Origin of the sequence: Maribellus comscasis (assembly GCF_009762775.1) — a bacterium.
Classification (GTDB): Bacteria; Bacteroidota; Bacteroidia; order Bacteroidales; family Prolixibacteraceae; genus Draconibacterium; species Draconibacterium comscasis.
Genome location: NZ_CP046401.1, coordinates 3,080,207 through 3,097,226, shown reverse-complemented (window position 1 = coordinate 3,097,226; position 17,020 = coordinate 3,080,207). Strand labels below are relative to the sequence as shown.

The window sequence follows — 17,020 nt, the reverse complement described above, 5'->3', positions numbered from 1 at the left end:
TATTTCCAGTTTATAATCCTACTGCTGCAAAAATTTTGAATATGTTATAATCAGTTGTATTCCTGTTTCACTCGTACTTCCTTTTAAAACAACCCTTTTCGCTTCGCTGTTCTTAGCGGCTGTTGTCAGCTTAAATCCAAAATTTCCAACTTCTCCATCTATTATTTGCTGCAAATGTTGCGTAACATTAAAACGATAGGTGTAATCCAGAGTATCTAATACACCGCCATAAAATGCGGGGCTAAAGGAGTAATCTTTGGGAAGGAACTCCTGTCCCGTGCTATCAATAAAAGTAAATAAAAGCTGGTTTGGGGCAGGATAATTTTCCAAATCAGATTTGATGGTGTCAACCTGAAAAACAAGTTCTGCTTTGTTAATCGCGGTATTTACCGAATCTTGCCAAAGTGAAAGATTATTGATATCAATCTTTGATTCAAGTCCCCCCGCTGTTTGGATATACAGCAACGAATCTTCTATCCCCGAATTATTCAAACTTCCAAAAAACGGAGTTCCTGAATAGTCGTGCTCAATATGATTTACCCGCGCGCTAAACTCTGTAACAATATAAGGCATATTTAAGGTATCGGGCTCTTCTGCATTTTTGTTTTCTTCATTGTTGTAATATACAACCACAGCCGATCCCTGAAAACTGTCATCTGAAGCTGCTTCCAATGCCAGAATTGCTCCCTCTGCATCAGTTAATTTTTCGGTTTCAATATACAGTCCTTTAAAATAATTCAGAAAAACATCATTACTGCTCATGTCTGCTGAATCTGCATCTATCAGCTTATCCGCCAAAGAAATATCCAGCGGTACCTTTATTACCTGGTAAAATGTATCCGTCTCGGTTGAATCAAGTGTTATTTGAGGAACAAAATCCAGTTCACCAATAAGTTGGTCGGAAGCCATACTTTTTAAATCCACATTCTGGTAATAGGGGTAACTTGAATTGCCCCCCGGCCCGTCTTCCTGATCGGCATACAGATTTTCTTCCAACTCGTAAACTCTGACTTTCTGAGTTGTTACCGTATCTCCAAAAATCTTTCTGTAGTATAAATACAAAAAAATGGAATCTGCTTCGGGCGCTTCGCCAAAATCAGGATAACCAACCAGTCTGAATTGTGTGGCAAAATCAACGGTTGTATTTCCAAATACAGGATCATTAAAACTTCCAAATAAACTTTTAGGCGCTCCGTCAGTGCGAATTGAATCTTCTCTGATGGTATAGGCACTAATATCGTCCTTCAAAATCGTATTTTTAACCGAAATTAAATCTGTAGAAGGTAATATCTCCATTCCAAGCTCGTCATACTTTTTACAATGTGTAAAAAAAAGGCTTGTTAAGAACATTACAATCAACAGGATAAGGTATTTATTTCTAGATTTGGTTTTCACGTAATTCCTTCATTAATTTATTTGCAATTTGGCTTATTCAAAAAGTTACACAAACGTATAAAAAAACAAACGATGGCAACAGGTAAATGATTGTATATTTGATTTTTTTTAGATAAAATTCAATCTTTTAACACTTACACTTTATCGTAAAATTCATTATACGCATCAATGTAAGTTTCTTTGGGTTGGTAATTGAGAAACAATTTATTTGTTGATTGAATATATTTTTCAACGTTTTCGTTAATATTTTCAGTACCCTGTACAACCGCATCCGAATAATCTATTGCCATTTTCGAAACATTTTCAAATGTGGGATCATCAATGGTCTTTACATCATCTGCAGTAATTCCTTCCAGCAACAATTTATTGTTAAAATTAGAATTTAAAGTTTTCTTAAAATCGTCATTATAAACTGAATATACCACTTTTGAATTTTTGAAAAGCGGGTCGTTATAATAATATTTTTTTATGTACAACGGAACGAGCGAGGTTAACCAGCCGTGGCAATGGATAACATCAGGTGCCCAGCGCAACTTAATCACTGTTTCCAAAACACCACGGGCAAAGAATACTGCACGTTCATCATTATCTTCAAACTCATTTCCTTTAGAATCTTTTAACACATGTTTGCGTTGAAAATAATCTTCATTATCGATAAAATACACCTGCATTCGTGCAGCCTGTATCGAGGCCACTTTAATTATCAGCGGGTGATCGGTATCATTTATTACCAGGTTCATTCCCGATAATCGGATAACCTCGTGAAGTTGGTTTCTACGTTCGTTAACACAGCCGTAACGCGGCATAAAAGTTCTGATTTCCCTTCCTCTTTCCTGAACTCCCTGTGGCAAATATCGGGATATCTCTGACATTTCAGTTTCAGGTAGGTATGGGGTGATTTCTTGTGAAATATAAAGGATCTTTTTCTTTTCCATTGACCTGTATGCGCAGTTTATTACAGGCTGCAAAGGTAATAAAAATATCCTGAATATTCAATTCAGACGCTTTATCCGTGTTACCAGGGTACTTGTCTGCATCCTTTTCTTGATATATTCCGGATTAATTTTATTTACTTTGCACCGTTAAATTTTTTGACGAATGAAACTGGTTAAAACAGTTAATGATTTACAGAAAGAACTGCAGCAATTAAGGATGACCGGAACGGTTGGCTTTGTTCCTACAATGGGTGCTTTGCACAAAGGACACATATCGTTGGTTGAAAAAGCGGCAAAAGAAAACCCGGTGGTTGTTGTAAGCATTTTTGTGAATCCAACCCAGTTTAACGACCCAAAAGATTTGGAACGCTATCCGCGCGATTTGGAAGCCGATTTAAAGCGGTTGGAAAAATCGGATATAACTTTGGTTTTTGCGCCTTCGGTTGAGGAAATGTACCCGGAAAATGATACACGGAAATTTGATTTTGGAATGTTGGAAACCGTAATGGAGGGAGAGCATCGGCCCGGGCATTTTAATGGTGTTGCACAGGTGGTGAGTAAACTCTTCGGGATGGTAAAACCCGACAAAGCATATTTTGGGATAAAAGATTTCCAACAGGTTGCCATTATTAAAAACATGACAGAACAGCTCAACCTGACGGTAGAAATTGTTGCCTGCCCCATTATTCGTGAAAAAAGCGGGTTGGCGATGAGTTCCCGGAATGAATTGTTAAGTTCCGAAGAAAGAAAAAATGCGGCAGTTATTTCAGAAACATTGTTAAAAGCCAAACAACTTGTCGGTCAAAAATCCGTAAAAGAGCTTACAGAATGGGTTATTGAAAACATCAACAAAAACCCGTACCTGTCTGTTGAATATGTAGAAATAGTTGATGATAAAAAACTTCAACCCGTTGGTAACTGGGAAGAAGAAAATAGAATAGTTGGCTGTGTTGCAGTATTCTGTGGCAAAGTCAGATTAATTGACAATATTGTTTTGAATTGAAAGGACAAGGTCATGCAAATTGAAGTTTGTAAATCGAAAATACATAAAGTAACGGTTACCGAAGCCAACCTGCAATATGTAGGCAGTATTACCATCGACGAAGATTTGATGGATGCCGCTAACCTGATTGAAAACGAAAAAGTGCAGGTGGTTAATATTAACAACGGCGAACGTCTGGAAACATACATTATAAAAGGCGAACGTGGCTCAGGTACCATTTGTCTTAACGGTCCGGCAGCACGTAAAGTAGCTGTAGGGGATGTGGTCATCATTATTTCCTACGCTCAAATGGATTTTGAAGAAGCCAAAACCTTTAAACCCTGGCTGGTTTTCCCTGATACAGAAACCAACCAGATAGTGTAAAATGTATATTACAGAAAGAAAATTTTGAGTATCTGGCAGGCAAAAAGGCCAGCATTCACATAGTATCCGTCAAACCTTTTTGAATATTTTTTACAAACATCCCATCATAACATAATTCGTCTTCTGCATTTATATCCGTAAGGTAACAAACCACAAACCCTATGGTCAGCCTGAAGCGTAATTTATAATCCGGTTTTGTGTTTATTTTTTTGTTTAGCCGGCAATCGAAGATATGCATTATTGTATCCATTTCGCTGTAGGCAATAATTTTGCAGGAAGCATCTGTTAATTCCGTAAAATTACTTCCTTTTTTGCCTGAGCGGGCTTTGGATGGATATTCACGATGCTTCGGCAAAATTTCAGCCCTTACAGGGGAATGCCGGCCATAAGCAGCCTATCCCCTGCAATCAGCATTTTTTTATCCCAACTTATTTTTTCAATTCTTTTTTGTACGAGGTTGTATACTCACACTGGCGCAGATTTGCAAAGTCGGTATTTTAAAACTCTTTTATCAATCCTATTGTAAAGCCCAATTCACTGTCTTCTTCTGTAATCAATGGTTTGTTTAAAACGACTTCAAGTGTTGTGTTAAATGGAATGTAAGTTGATGAAAGACTTAAAACCTCGCCAAGAACAAAAATATTCCTGCCGGGTTCAAAAATTTCAATAGCAAGTGTGGAAAGGCTTCCGTTAAACGTCAATTTTTCATAGTGTTTGGCACAGTTGTATTTTCCACTGATGTATCCGCCATCCTGGTATTCATTTCCCCGTTGAAACGACATCCAGCCGGAAACTTCAGCGCTTAGTGTGTGTACCGATTTCGATAGATTTTTAATAAAATTCCAGTCCCAGGTAACAATAGGTTGAACCCACGAAAGCTGGCGAATGGTTTCGCTGTACTGGTAACTTACAAAGATATTTCGTGAATATTTAGGGAAAACTCTCGCTTCGGGCGATGAAAATACCAGGCTGTCGGTTTTTACCGATTCGCGGGTGTTGTTTACGCCGCCAATTAAATAAATCGGTGTCAAACCTTCAATATCGTGCGCATAATAAAAGTACAGGCTCCAGGGCTCGCCAACTGAAAAAGTGGTGCTAAATTCTGCAGTTGGTACTTTTTCTGTAAAAAGATTGGTTGGATCGAGCCACTGCGATTTTAACGATACACTGGTTTGTGCAGTTACATTCAACGATAAAAAAAGTGCAGTTACAGTCCCGAAGACAAGTTTAATATAAGTTATAAGTTTCATAGTTGGTTTTATTCATAAAGACCGTAAAATTAGCAAGATTCCCAAACCCGGCAACTTTCACAGCATTATACAGTTATCCAGTCAGGCTCGGGTTGAAACTACATATTTAAAAGCTGCTTTTTATTTTATTTGGCTGTAATTTTTGTTTTAAACTTACTCCATTTTGTAGGTTTATAACATAGCTGCCTGATTTTTTTGATTTATACCGATCGCGTTTTCCGGCTAAAGTCCGGAAATTAACGTTTTTCCAATATTTAAAAATCGGACAGTAAAACAAATACAAATACGAGCTTCAGTGCGTTCTTTCAACCGAAAACATATTGGCCGTATCCACAAATCGATCTTGACTTCAATTTGTCCTGACAGGGTGAGGCAGACTGAAGGGAGTGAAATTTATCTCTGCCAATCCTGTTTCAACCAAAATTACGCTCCAGAAAAAACTTTTCATCATAATCTTTCTTGTTCTCTGCTTTAGTTTTATACTTTTGGGAATTTTTAAGATGGATACAGATATTCAGACAAAGATATTTTCCGGCTTTCAGGATTTTAAAGCACTTGTAAAAAAGTGGAAAGCAGATAACGAAATCATTGTATTTACCAATGGCTGTTTTGATGTTATTCACCACGGGCATGTTGATTCGCTGGAAAAATCGGCTCAACTGGGAACCAAACTGATTGTAGGGTTAAATTCCGATGAATCGGTAAGACTGTTAAAAGGCTTCGACCGCCCGGTAATGGATGAAAAGGCCCGCGCCATTATCCTTGCTGCTTTTGGTTTTGTTGATGCTGTCATTCTTTTTTCTGAGGAAACTCCCGCAAAGTTGGTTGCGCAAATCAATCCCAATGTACTGGTAAAAGGGAAACAATACGAAGTTCATGAAATTGCCGGACACGACACCGTTTTAAAAAACGGGGGAAAAGTAATTACACTTGATTTGGTGCCGGGAGTATCAACCAGCGATATCATTCAAAAAATAAAAAGTCTGAAATAGACAACTTGAAGAAAAGAGATACCTTTGTGCAACGGAACGTTTGGCAACACAAAGAGAAACAAAGCTATGCCGGCAACAAAATCAATATACACGTGCCAGAACTGTGGTTTTCAATCTCCAAAATGGATGGGGAAATGTACCTCTTGTGGCGAGTGGAATACTTTTGTGGAAGAGATAATCGAAAAAAAGAAAAGTGCCGCAAAAGTAGCCGCCCGGCATTTGGGAAACCAGCCGATAACACTGGAAAACATTCAGGCGGCAAAAACGCAACGGATTGTTGCCGGAATTAAGGAATTCGACCGTGTACTTGGTGGCGGAATAGTTCCCGGCTCGCTGATTCTTTTGGGCGGTGATCCGGGAATCGGAAAATCGACACTGGCCCTGCAGCTGGCACTCAAATTAAACAAACAAAAAATTTTATATACATCGGGAGAAGAGAGTCTGCAACAAATAAAACTTCGTGCCGAGCGACTAAACAATAGCAACAACAATTGTCTTTTTCTGAGTGAAACTTCACTGGAAAATCTGCTCGCACATTCCGAACAAATTCAACCCGATGTTTTAATTATCGATTCCATTCAAACCATTTCCACAGAAAATATTGAATCTTCACCCGGGTCAGTTTCACAGGTTCGTGAGTGTACGTCGGCCATTTTGAAATTTGCAAAAAAAAGCGGAGTTGCAGTTGTTCTTATTGGTCATATCAATAAGGAAGGAAGTATTGCCGGCCCCAAAGTGCTGGAGCATATTGTAGATACGGTTTTGCAGTTTGAAGGTGATACCAATTACATGTACCGGATTTTACGTTCGAACAAAAATCGCTTTGGCTCCACCAACGAACTGGGTATTTTTGAAATGCGCAGTGACGGATTACGGGAAATTACCAATCCTTCAGAGCAACTGATTTCAAAAGTAAGCGACGATGTAAGTGGCACAGCCATTGCCGCCACGATTGAAGGAATTCGCCCTATTTTAATCGAAATTCAGGCGCTTGTAAGTTCAGCTGCCTACGGAACACCACAGCGCTCATCCACCGGATTTGATTTACGCCGGCTAAATATGTTGCTGGCGGTTCTGGAAAAACGAGCCGGTTTTAAACTCATTCAAAAAGATGTGTTTCTGAATATTGCCGGCGGATTAAAAATAAACGATCCGGCTACCGATTTGGCTGTCATCTGCTCTATTCTCTCCTCAAATATCGACATTCCCATCGACCATAAAATTTGTTTTGCGGGCGAGGTGGGATTAACAGGCGAAATTCGTGCTGTAAACCGAATTGAACAACGAATAGCCGAAGCCGCCAAACTGGGATTCAAAAAAATCATTATCCCCTCACTAAACAAAGGATTTGATACATCCGGATTTGGAATTGATATTGTAAAAACCAGCCGTGTTGAAGAAGTCTTCAGAAGTATTTTCGGATAAAATAGCTTTTTTTAACGATTTGAATATTGAAAAGTCAAGGAACAATTTATAATTTGGCCCCCTGAATGAAAAAGAACATCATCATAATCATCTTTACAATTTTGGCTTTTGCAGCCTGTGACGAGCCAACGGTTGAAAAACCCGAAAATTTGGTCAGAGAAAACCAAATGATTGATATGCTTATCGATGTTCATCTTGCTGAAGCAACCTATTACAGCCGCAACCGGCAGGATTCAACGATTAAAAACACAACATCTGCTGATTTTTACTACGCTATTTTAGATAAATACCAGGTTCCGGATTCTGTTTTTGAAAAATCGCTTATATTCTATCTTAGCAAACCCAAGAATTTTGAAAAAATGTACCGGAAAGTACAAAGCCGGTTAAGCGAAATGGAACAGGATTTATCGGGACGTAAAAACGAATTGCTTGAATTTGAGGATGAAAGATAATTCGCCGTGAGGAAACTTTCTGCTACATATATTTTCCCCGGAAATAATGCACCTGTAAAAAACGGAATTCTGGTTTGCGAAAACGACGGAACAATTATTGAAATTCAGCAACAAAAGGAGAATCAGCCGGAACAGGCAGGTCTTGAGTTTTACAGTGGTATTCTAGTACCGGGTTTTGTAAATACCCATTGCCACCTCGAACTTTCGCACATGAAAGGTGTAATTCCCGAAAAAACAGGTATCAGCGATTTTGTAAAAGACATCAACCGCTTACGCCATAACGAAACAAAAAATCAGGAGGAGATCGTTCGAAAGACCGACCGAAAAATGTGGGCCAACGGAATTGCAGCGGTGGGCGATATTGCCAATTCATCGGTTACGATTCCAACAAAGCTAAAAAGTAAAATCCAGTATCATACTTTTGTTGAATCATTTGGATTTCATCCGTCGCGGGCGGAGAAATCGTTTTCAATCGCACAAGAGGTAAAAAATCATTTTACTAAAAACGGGCTGTCAGCGTCAATTACTCCCCACTCACCTTATTCGGTTTCCAAACCCCTTTTTAAAAAAATACGGAAAGACGCAGCAACTGAAAAAAGTATGCTGAGTATACACAACCAGGAAAGTAAAGCCGAGGAACAATTCTTTGTCGACGGCACAGGTTCAATTTTACATCATTTTAAAAATAACCTCAGAATAGATACTTCCTTCTGGAAAGCCACGGGAAAAAGCTCCATTTCCTCTGTATTAAAATATTTGCCCGAGGAAAACCATCTTCTGCTTATTCACAACACATTTACAAAAAAGAAAGATATTGAGAACCTGAAAAAGCACCGCTCGCTATCCAATACTTTTTTTGTTCTTTGTCCGCTTTCAAATCTGTACATCGAAAACCAACTGCCACCGGTAGAACTATTTCAAAACGAGAATCTTACTATTTGTCTGGGAACCGATAGCCTGGCTTCCAATCATCAGCTTTCTGTTTTCGCAGAAATGCTTACTATCCAGGAAAATTTCCCGGGAATACATTTGGAAGAAATCATCCGGTGGGGATGTTACAACGGAGCAAGGGCACTTAAAATGGAAACACAACTGGGAAGTTTTGAAACAGGGAAGAAACCCGGAATTAATCTGATTACAGGCATCGATTTCAAGCACATGAAGCTTACCGGAAAAAGTAAGCTAAAAAGACTTGTATAGGAAAGTCTGAGTTGCAGTTCGCGGGAAAAAAATAACTCTTCTTATTCGAAAATCGGAATTCTTCAGGCTATCTTTGCGAAAATTTTTAAAATGGCTACTTTTCTTTTTGATGAAATCATTTTTGGGCCGGTAAAAAGCCGGCGTCTTGGTGTTTCGCTCGGGATCAACCTGATGCCTACCAATACAAAAATCTGTTCTTTTGATTGTATTTATTGCGAATGTGGTCGCAATCCCAAAAAACGGGAAGAAAAAGCGAAACTGCCCCCTCGTGAAGAAGTGAAAAAAAGACTCGCCGAAATGTTAAAAAAAATGGTAGCTGAAAGCCAGTTGCCCGATGTAATTACATTTGCCGGAAACGGAGAACCAACACTTCATCCTGAGTTTGCAGAAATAATTAACGACACCATTGAACTGCGTAACCAGTTTACACCAAATGCAAGAATTGCAGTTTTATCAAATGCCACCATGCTTCACAAAAAACCGGTATTCGGGGCGCTGAAAAAAATAGAAGACAACATTCAAAAACTCGATTCGGCATTTGAAGAAACCATTGAACAAATGGATTGTCCACAGGGAAACTTCAATCTGAAAAAAGTAGTGGAACAACTCACTGACTTTAAAAGAAACGTAATTATTCAAACCATGTTTATCCGGGGCAGCTACAAAGGGAAAACCATTGATAACACTACTGAAAAAGAGGTTTTGGCCTGGATTGAACTGCTCAAAAAAATAAATCCCAGGCAGGTAATGATATATACCATTGCCCGGGATACACCGATCGATACCCTGGAAAAAGTTTCGCTTACCGACCTGAATCAAATAGCTAAACAAGTGGAACAAGCCGGATTCTCCGTGCAGGTTTCCGGATAATTTCTACAAAATATTTGTAACGAAAAGACTAACTATAAAGTCGTGCGGTACCACTCCGAGCTGCGGCCCAGCCAGCGCATTCCCCCAACAAAACCCTTTAGTTTAAGCAGATCGTCGTTTTCCATCCAGCCGTAACAATCATAGGTATTTCCCGATTTTGGATCATAAATTGTTCCTTCTTTCCATTCTTCCTTTTTGGCATTGTATTCAAAACCCTTTAATATCTGCAACCCAACAATCGAACGATCACGCAATTCCGGTTCCGGATTTTCCTTATCTTTTGGTGGTTGTCCGTTTTCATACTTTTCGGGAATCATATAAACTATGGTTCCGATATATTTCCCATCCTTCTTTTCAACTTCAATTTTTGTCGTTTTCTCATCGTTCCACCAAACACCCAGAATTTTATCGGCATCCTGCGAAAATCCGGCGATAGCATACGTTGCCAGTAAAAAAAGAACAATTAACTTTTTCATACGTTAAGCTTTTTAGTTTACAATAAATTTCCTCTATTTTAAAAGTAAAGTCTATAGCTGAAATTGAACATTTTAATGGAATAAATATATAATTATTTGAAATTCAATTGGTAAATTTCCACGTCTTTTTTGAATTTCACTAAAAATACCAAAATGCGAACACTAAAACGAATTTTACTGGGTCTGCTGATTTTAATCGTCATTGTTGTTGCAGCCGGATACATTTTGTTAAAGAGTATGCAAAACGACGCCCTCCCCGACTACAACCGGGATTTAATACTTTCCCGACTAACTGACAGCGTATCCGTTTTCCGCGATGAAAATGGAATCCCGCACATTTTCGCACAGAATGAAAAAGATTTATACCGCGCTGTTGGATTTGTAATGGCACAAGACCGCTTATGGCAAATGGATTTGTTACGAAGGGTTACTCAGGGCCGGTTGTCTGAAATTCTGGGGAAAGATCAGATAAACACTGATTTGTTGATGCGTTCGCTCCGCATCCAGGAAAAATCGGAAAAGATACTCCAAACATCGTCTCCTGAAATCGTTGCTGCACTGGAGGCCTTTTCCGAAGGATTTAACTATTTTATTGAACGAAATCCTCTACCCCCCGAATTTCGTGTTTTAGGGTATCATCCGGAATATTGGAAGCCTGTTCACTCCATAAACTTAATTGGTTATATGGCCTGGGATTTAAGTTCCGGCTGGAATTCTGAAATATTTCTGCATAATATCAAAAAAGAAATAAATCCCGAACAACTGGCAGAACTGATCCCTGATTTGAAAAACCAGCCCACAGAAGTTTTTCCGGATTTTACACTCCCTGAAGAAAAAATTGCTGAAACCTTACTATCTGCCAGTGAAAACCTGGAAAAAATGGGCATTGAAATTTTTCACGGAAGTAACAACTGGGCGGTTTCGGGCAAAAAAAGTAAAACAGGCAAACCGATTCTGGCCAACGACATGCACCTCGGACTTTTTGCGCCGGGAATATGGTATCAAATCCACCAGAATATACCGGGAAAACTGAATGTCACCGGTCTGGCCATCCCGGGACAACCATTTATAATTGCCGGTCATAACGATTCAATTGCCTGGGGAATGACCAATGTAATGGTTGATGACCTTGATTTTTATACCGAAAAACTGAACGAAGATTCAACAAAATATTTATTTGACGGCGAGTGGAAAGACCTTATCATTCAAGATGAAGTTATAAAAACCAAGGAAGGCGATGAAATTCATGAGACTTTAAAATTTACACATCGCGGGCCATTGGTAAACCGTTTTAAACACGAAAAAGAAACTCCGCTTTCCGTTCGTTGGCTTGGAAATGAAAAGAGCAATGAAATACGAACTGTTTTCCTGTTAAACCGGGCAAATAACTGGAGCGACTTCCGCGATGCCGTAAAGACTTTTATTTCGGTGAGCCAGAATATTGTTTATGCCGATGTAGCAGGAAATATCGGCTTACAATGCAGCGCCGGTATTCCTGTTCGGGAAGGAAACGGCATTCAGATTTACCCCGGCGACAGCAGCAAGTACGACTGGAAGGGCATTGTACCTTTTGAAGAACTTCCTTATGAATTAAATCCTGAGCGGGGTTATGTTTCTTCGGCAAATAACAAAACCGTTCCGGATGACTATCCCTATTACGTCAGTCACTGGTTTGCCGTGCCCAATCGGATAAACCGAATCAGGGAAATGTTGCAGGAAAAGGAAAAGGTGGGAATTGAAGATTTTGAAAAAATGCATGCCGATTACAAATCAAAAAAAGCGGAAAAATTTACTCCCGTTTTTCTTGAAGCATTAACTGCTGCATCGGATTTGAGTGAAACAGAAAAAGAGGCTCAGAAAAAACTCGCATCCTGGAATTTTGTGCTGACACGGGAAAGCCAGGCAACATCGGTTTTTGAGGTATTGTACCAGAAAGTATGTGAGAATCTGGTGAAAGACGAATTGTCGGAAGAAAGTTTTAAAGCGATAAAAGGCCAGCGATCAATGCTTGAAAACCTGATGTTAAGCATTTTATCAGGCAAAAAATCGGACTGGATTGACGATAAAAACACCACAGAAACCGAAACCTTTAATGATATAATCGTTCGCTCTTTTAAGGAAACGGTGGAAGATCTGACTGCTCAGATTGGAAACAACGTGGAAGAGTGGAACTGGAGCAAAATTCATACTTTTACCATGAGCCATCCTTTGGGAGTGGTCGGTGCTCTGGACAAAGCATTTAAACTCAATCGCGGACCATACGGAGTTCCCGGAAGTTTTCATACGGTAAGCCCTTTTTCCTATTCCTATAATAACCTGTACAAGGTAAATCACGGGGCTTCTCACCGCCATATTTTTGAAACAGGGAACTGGGATGCTTCCAAAACCATTATCCCGACGGGAACCAGCGGAATTCCTTCCAGTGACTTTTACCTCGACCAATTGGAAAGATATTTAAATAATGAATACCACGCAGATCCGTTTTCAAAAACCGAAGTTGAAAAAGCAGCAACTTATAAAATGAGTCTAAAACCGGAATAATACACTACACGATATCATAAAAAGATTTTGAGCCTGTCGAAACCCGGCAGGCTCTTTTTTTGTTCAAGAATAAAAGACAGCTTATGAACATTCAAAAAAGTATATTACCTCCCCCAATATACGTCGTTTCAGGAGGGCGCGGACTTGCCGGAAACAATATGGTACAATCATTACTTATCCAATATCCGGAGAATGACATCCCGGTAGTTATTGTTCCACATGTTTCTGACGAAGACCAGATTTTTGACGTGGTAATGCAGGCCAAAACCGACGGAGGCTTGATCACGCATACTATGGTAAACCCTGAACTCCGGTCAAAAATAAATGAACTTTGTAAAGAGTTTAAAGTCAGAGTCGTCGATTTTATGGGAGATTTAGCCAACTATCTCGATTCGTCTCTGGAAGTGGAACCACTAAAACATCCCGGCCTGTACCGCGAAATCAACCAGCAGTATTTTGACAGAATCGATTCGATTGAATATACACTTTCACACGACGACGGTATGAGCCCCGAACGCCTTCAGTCGGCAGAAATTATTCTGACCGGTGTTTCACGTGCGGGAAAAACACCGCTAAGTATTTACCTGGCTATGTATGGCTGGAAGGTTGCAAATGTTCCGCTGGTTAACGGCATTCAACCACCTGACGAATTATTTAAAGTGGATCCGCAACGCGTTTTTGGATTACACATCGGGGTTCATCAGCTCATCGCCCACCGAAAAAAGCGTCTCCTGAGCTGGAATAATCACCAGGATGAAAAATACATCGATGAGAAATCAGTAAGAGAGGAAATACGAAATGCCATGTTTGTTTTTGACAAAGGCAGTTTTACGGTTTTAAATGTAACAAACAAACCCATTGAAAATACAGCAAATGAAATTTTGAATATCATGTCGAAACGCTTTTCCTACCGGGGCCGAAAGCTGGAATCCCCCTACCATGATCAGGACAAAACGCACTAAATTTTCACAAAAATATTTACCCTCCGCAAGTTTTGTTTTGTTGTTGTGTCTTACCTCAAAATAAAGAACAATTGTAAAAAAAGACACAAATGAAAAACAAATTTAGCTGGCGGGCATTTATTAGTTTCGGACTAAGTTATTCGTTTATTGTAATCATTGTTTCCGGAATTATTTTATACGTGGCTCCTCCCGGGAGGTATGCCCACTGGGTAAACTGGGAAATAGCAGGACTAACAAAAGAAGGCTGGCAGGCTTTACACACTGTTTTCTCTTTCAGCTTTGTAATTTTATCCGTATTTCATCTTTTTACCGTCAACTGGAAAGCATTTCTTTCCTACATAAAATCAAAAACAACAAGCGGACTGAATAAAAAACGGGAATTCATTTTCTCCTCAGGTCTGTTTGTGATTTTCTTCTTTGGAATTCTTTTTTCGCTTCCCCCTTTCCAGTCAGTAATGGATGCAAGCGAATATTTTACAGACTCGTGGGAGAAAGCTGAAGAAGAGCCACCAATTCCACATGCCGAATTACTTACTTTAGCCGAACTCAACGGACAACTAACAAATATTACGCTGGAAGAAATAACCAACAATTTATCGCGACATCAGATTAGCTTTAGCAATACAAACCAGCAAACATTAAGTGAAATTGCAAAAATTAACGGCACTACTCCACTGGAAATTTACAGACAAATTACCCGAAAACCGGAATCGCAAAGACAAGGATCGGGCATTGGAAGAAAAACCATCGAGGATTTTGCCCTGGAGTTAAACAAAGACGCTGACGATGTTTTAAAGCTGCTGAAAGAAAACCGGATAAAAGCAGAAAAAGGCCAAACATTGCGCGATATTGGCGATAACAACAATATTCCACCGCGTGATATTTATGACCTGATTTCAAAAGAATAAAATCCCGAAGTTTTTTATTCAGCAAAATTAAGCTAATTTAAAAGATGTTTTTTCTGAATGACAGAAGCCGAAATCATAGAAAAACTTCAAAACGGTAGCGAACAAGCGTTTAAAGAGCTGGTTGACAAATACCAGAAACTGGTTGTAAATACCTGTTTTGGAATGCTGCATGATAGAGATGACGCCGAAGATGTGGCGCAGGATGTTTTTATCGAAGTTTTTCGTTCTGTTCAGAGCTTTCGGGCCGATTCAAAGATTTCGACCTGGTTGTACCGAATTGCTGTAAACCGCTCACTGAATTTTATCCGCGACAATAAAAAACGAAAGAGGTTTCAATCGTTTGATGATGCAGTAAAATCAAAAAATGCCATTTTTGAAAAATTTACTTCGGGAGACAGTGATGATGCTGATTTTAATCTTGAAAATAACCAGAGGGCAAATATGTTACATGAAGCAATTAACTCGTTACCCGAAAATCAGAAAGTAGCTTTTTCACTTAATAAATATGAAGACCTGTCGTATAAGGAAATTTCGGAAGTAATGGACCTTTCAGTTTCATCAGTCGAGTCATTAATTCACAGGGCTAAAAAGAACCTACAAAAAAAATTATATACCTGCTACAAAAAAAAGTGTATTTAGGTGCAAGTTATAACTCAGAATTGTGTCATATAAACAACAAGCAAAAAATGAAATGCAAGACAATACATAAAAATTTAGTTTTCTTTCTCGAAGGAGATTTACCGGAAATAAAGAAAAAGCAAATTGAAGCTCATATTTCAAACTGTGACGATTGTTCAGCGTTTGCCCAAGACTTGAAAAAAACGCTTGGGATTATCGAGAAAGAAAAAACAACAGAAATAAATCCGTTCTTTTACACCCGGTTAAAAGCTCGTTTGGAATCTCAGGCAGAACCTGCAAAAATCCCATTTTGGAAACCGGTTTTGGCTAAGGTTGTTCAACCGGTATTTTTCTCGATATTACTGATTGCCGGAATTTATACGGGCTTTAAAATTGCTACTCCTGTGCAGGTAAATACTGCTTCAGTACATTATACATCCGAAGAGATTTTTCCATATCTGAATGAAATGCAGTCGGAACCGATTGAAGAATTTTTAATGGAGTAAGCAATGGCAAAATCAAATAAATACAGGATTCTGATTTGGGCAATTGTCATTCTGCTGGCAACCAATATCTCCATGGGATTTTCATTTCTTTATCATAAAATGCAGGATAAAAAAGCGATGGAACAGACCGAAGAGGTAGCAATTGAAATTCCGGCAGAGCGACGTACGCGTTTTTTTAGAGAACAATTAGACCTGCGTTTTGATCAGATGGACACATTTCGTGAGTTAAACAGAAACTTTAATCAGAAAGCCTGGCAAATTAACCACGACCTGGAAACCCTGAGACATGAAATGGTTGAAGAAATGGGGAAAGAAAGTCCGGTCCAGACAAAACTCGATTCCATTTCAACACAAATAGGAGAATTGCATACCAAACTAAAAAAAGAAACCATTGCCTATTATCTGGCTATGAAAAACGAATGCGACGAACAACAACGCGAAAAACTGAATGAAATTTTCATGTCGGTACTGCAGAAAAATGAAGACGTTAAATTACCAAAATATGGTAGAAACAGATTAAATAGAAGGTAAAACAAAAAATTCAATTTAAATTTTAAAATCATGAAAATTAGCAAGTTACAAAAATTTGCCTGGGTATTCCTTGCCCTCGCATTGGGAACAAGCACTCTTTTTGCTCAAGGGTGGAGAAACGGAAACAGAGCATTTGCTCAGAACAACGAAAAAATTACCTGTTTAAATTATCTTTCCGACTTAACAGATGAGCAGGTTGAATCAATTACAGCACTGGAGAACAAACATCAGGAACAAATGGATGTGTTGCGGGATAAAAGACGCGCAACAACAAATTGGGATGAAAAAGATATCATCCGGGAAGAAATGTTGGAAAATGTAGTCGGACATCGCATGGAAGTAAAAAAATTACTCACTGAAGATCAACAAAAAGAGTATGAACTTCTTCAGTTACGTGGAAATAATTATAGAAATCAACGGATGGCTTATCAGCGTGGAAACGGTGCCGGATATGGAAACCAGCAGGGTTTTGCAAGAGGAAACAGAGGAGGATCCAGAGGGGCCGGATATGGAAGAGGATATTACAGAAATTGTCCGAGGTTCAATTAAACAAACAACAGACAAAAGTTATCTCCCCATGTAATTCAATATTA

At 39.0% G+C, this 17,020-nt stretch carries 19 protein-coding genes; 14 read left to right on the top strand and 5 right to left on the bottom strand.

The genetic code is table 11. The features are described from left to right. Positions 1-18: 18 nt before the first annotated feature. Positions 19-1,296, bottom strand: a complete 1,278-nt coding sequence (locus GM418_RS12290) for a DUF4270 domain-containing protein (RefSeq protein WP_281350295.1) — start codon at positions 1,294-1,296, stop codon at positions 19-21. 233 nt (positions 1,297-1,529) lie between these two features. Next, positions 1,530-2,330: a glycogen/starch synthase gene (locus GM418_RS12285; protein ID WP_158866548.1), complete on the bottom strand. Its 801-nt coding sequence runs from the start codon at positions 2,328-2,330 to the stop codon at positions 1,530-1,532. 163 nt (positions 2,331-2,493) lie between these two features. Here GM418_RS12285 and panC point away from each other — a divergent pair, with 163 nt between their 5' ends. Together panC and panD are read left to right on the top strand one after the other, a co-directional pair. Then, the gene (gene panC, locus GM418_RS12280; protein WP_158866546.1) at positions 2,494-3,333 is read left to right on the top strand and encodes a pantoate--beta-alanine ligase; all 840 of its coding nucleotides are present in this window, start codon (positions 2,494-2,496) and stop codon (positions 3,331-3,333) included. A gap of 12 nt (positions 3,334-3,345) precedes the next feature. Next, a complete protein-coding gene (gene panD, locus GM418_RS12275; protein WP_158866543.1) occupies positions 3,346-3,696 on the top strand; it encodes an aspartate 1-decarboxylase in 351 nt (116 codons plus the stop codon). Positions 3,697-3,751: 55 nt separating this feature from the next. Here panD and GM418_RS12270 read toward each other — a convergent pair whose 3' ends face one another. Both GM418_RS12270 and GM418_RS12265 read right to left on the bottom strand, forming a co-directional pair. Next, positions 3,752-4,051, bottom strand: coding sequence for a hypothetical protein (locus tag GM418_RS12270; protein WP_158866541.1), 300 nt, complete (start codon positions 4,049-4,051; stop codon positions 3,752-3,754). 142 nt (positions 4,052-4,193) lie between these two features. After that, entirely contained in the window at positions 4,194-4,946 is a 753-nt protein-coding gene (locus GM418_RS12265; protein ID WP_158866538.1) for a hypothetical protein, read from the bottom strand. A gap of 500 nt (positions 4,947-5,446) precedes the next feature. On the opposite strand from GM418_RS12265, the gene GM418_RS12260 reads away from it, so the two are divergent. The 5 genes from GM418_RS12260 (at position 5,447) to GM418_RS12240 (ending at position 9,885) form a co-directional block, all read left to right on the top strand. Next, on the top strand, positions 5,447-5,938 hold the full coding sequence (locus tag GM418_RS12260; RefSeq protein WP_158866535.1) for an adenylyltransferase/cytidyltransferase family protein: 492 nt from the start codon (positions 5,447-5,449) through the stop codon (positions 5,936-5,938). A gap of 66 nt (positions 5,939-6,004) precedes the next feature. Beyond that, positions 6,005-7,363: a DNA repair protein RadA gene (gene radA / locus GM418_RS12255; RefSeq protein WP_158866532.1), complete on the top strand. Its 1,359-nt coding sequence runs from the start codon at positions 6,005-6,007 to the stop codon at positions 7,361-7,363. Between the two features lie 65 nt (positions 7,364-7,428). After that, positions 7,429-7,815, top strand: coding sequence for a DUF4296 domain-containing protein (locus GM418_RS12250; RefSeq protein WP_158866529.1), 387 nt, complete (start codon positions 7,429-7,431; stop codon positions 7,813-7,815). Between the two features lie 6 nt (positions 7,816-7,821). Next, positions 7,822-9,015 (top strand): amidohydrolase family protein, encoded by a 1,194-nt coding sequence (locus GM418_RS12245; protein ID WP_158866526.1) that lies wholly within the window; start codon positions 7,822-7,824, stop codon positions 9,013-9,015. Between the two features lie 90 nt (positions 9,016-9,105). Then, entirely contained in the window at positions 9,106-9,885 is a 780-nt protein-coding gene (locus tag GM418_RS12240) for a radical SAM protein (protein WP_158866523.1), read from the top strand. 32 nt (positions 9,886-9,917) lie between these two features. Here the strand turns inward: GM418_RS12240 and GM418_RS12235 are convergent, their stop codons facing one another. Continuing rightward, entirely contained in the window at positions 9,918-10,361 is a 444-nt protein-coding gene (locus GM418_RS12235) for a DUF2147 domain-containing protein (protein WP_158866520.1), read from the bottom strand. 153 nt (positions 10,362-10,514) lie between these two features. Here GM418_RS12235 and GM418_RS12230 point away from each other — a divergent pair, with 153 nt between their 5' ends. The 7 genes from GM418_RS12230 to GM418_RS12200 all read left to right on the top strand — a co-directional run bounded on the left by GM418_RS12230 (position 10,515) and on the right by GM418_RS12200 (position 16,976). After that, entirely contained in the window at positions 10,515-12,902 is a 2,388-nt protein-coding gene (locus GM418_RS12230; protein ID WP_158866518.1) for a penicillin acylase family protein, read from the top strand. A gap of 83 nt (positions 12,903-12,985) precedes the next feature. Beyond that, on the top strand, positions 12,986-13,864 hold the full coding sequence (locus GM418_RS12225; RefSeq protein WP_158866515.1) for a pyruvate, water dikinase regulatory protein: 879 nt from the start codon (positions 12,986-12,988) through the stop codon (positions 13,862-13,864). 89 nt (positions 13,865-13,953) lie between these two features. Continuing rightward, entirely contained in the window at positions 13,954-14,772 is an 819-nt protein-coding gene (locus GM418_RS12220) for a DUF4405 domain-containing protein (RefSeq protein WP_158866512.1), read from the top strand. 57 nt (positions 14,773-14,829) lie between these two features. Next, on the top strand, positions 14,830-15,411 hold the full coding sequence (locus tag GM418_RS12215; RefSeq protein ID WP_158866509.1) for an RNA polymerase sigma factor: 582 nt from the start codon (positions 14,830-14,832) through the stop codon (positions 15,409-15,411). A gap of 47 nt (positions 15,412-15,458) precedes the next feature. Next, positions 15,459-15,896: an anti-sigma factor family protein gene (locus GM418_RS12210; RefSeq protein WP_158866506.1), complete on the top strand. Its 438-nt coding sequence runs from the start codon at positions 15,459-15,461 to the stop codon at positions 15,894-15,896. Positions 15,897-15,899: 3 nt separating this feature from the next. Next, the gene (locus GM418_RS12205; protein WP_158866504.1) at positions 15,900-16,427 is read left to right on the top strand and encodes a hypothetical protein; all 528 of its coding nucleotides are present in this window, start codon (positions 15,900-15,902) and stop codon (positions 16,425-16,427) included. 30 nt (positions 16,428-16,457) lie between these two features. Then, the gene (locus GM418_RS12200; protein ID WP_158866501.1) at positions 16,458-16,976 is read left to right on the top strand and encodes a hypothetical protein; all 519 of its coding nucleotides are present in this window, start codon (positions 16,458-16,460) and stop codon (positions 16,974-16,976) included. The last annotated feature ends 44 nt before the right edge of the window (positions 16,977-17,020 follow it).

Bases quoted from the DNA above. Each gene is read 5' to 3' on its own strand.
- GM418_RS12260 (WP_158866535.1), top strand. From the start codon at position 5,447: ATGGATACAGATATTCAGACAAAGATATTTTCCGGCTTTCAGGATTTT.
- GM418_RS12285 (WP_158866548.1), bottom strand. From the start codon at position 2,330: ATGGAAAAGAAAAAGATCCTTTATATTTCACAAGAAATCACCCCATAC.
- panD (WP_158866543.1), top strand. From the start codon at position 3,346: ATGCAAATTGAAGTTTGTAAATCGAAAATACATAAAGTAACGGTTACC.
- GM418_RS12200 (WP_158866501.1), top strand. From the start codon at position 16,458: ATGAAAATTAGCAAGTTACAAAAATTTGCCTGGGTATTCCTTGCCCTC.
- GM418_RS12205 (WP_158866504.1), top strand. From the start codon at position 15,900: ATGGCAAAATCAAATAAATACAGGATTCTGATTTGGGCAATTGTCATT.
- GM418_RS12215 (WP_158866509.1), top strand. From the start codon at position 14,830: ATGACAGAAGCCGAAATCATAGAAAAACTTCAAAACGGTAGCGAACAA.
- GM418_RS12225 (WP_158866515.1), top strand. From the start codon at position 12,986: ATGAACATTCAAAAAAGTATATTACCTCCCCCAATATACGTCGTTTCA.
- GM418_RS12290 (WP_281350295.1), bottom strand. From the start codon at position 1,296: ATGGAGATATTACCTTCTACAGATTTAATTTCGGTTAAAAATACGATT.
- GM418_RS12265 (WP_158866538.1), bottom strand. From the start codon at position 4,946: ATGAAACTTATAACTTATATTAAACTTGTCTTCGGGACTGTAACTGCA.
- radA (WP_158866532.1), top strand. From the start codon at position 6,005: ATGCCGGCAACAAAATCAATATACACGTGCCAGAACTGTGGTTTTCAA.
- panC (WP_158866546.1), top strand. From the start codon at position 2,494: ATGAAACTGGTTAAAACAGTTAATGATTTACAGAAAGAACTGCAGCAA.
- GM418_RS12235 (WP_158866520.1), bottom strand. From the start codon at position 10,361: ATGAAAAAGTTAATTGTTCTTTTTTTACTGGCAACGTATGCTATCGCC.
- GM418_RS12220 (WP_158866512.1), top strand. From the start codon at position 13,954: ATGAAAAACAAATTTAGCTGGCGGGCATTTATTAGTTTCGGACTAAGT.
- GM418_RS12240 (WP_158866523.1), top strand. From the start codon at position 9,106: ATGGCTACTTTTCTTTTTGATGAAATCATTTTTGGGCCGGTAAAAAGC.
- GM418_RS12210 (WP_158866506.1), top strand. From the start codon at position 15,459: ATGAAATGCAAGACAATACATAAAAATTTAGTTTTCTTTCTCGAAGGA.
- GM418_RS12230 (WP_158866518.1), top strand. From the start codon at position 10,515: ATGCGAACACTAAAACGAATTTTACTGGGTCTGCTGATTTTAATCGTC.
- GM418_RS12250 (WP_158866529.1), top strand. From the start codon at position 7,429: ATGAAAAAGAACATCATCATAATCATCTTTACAATTTTGGCTTTTGCA.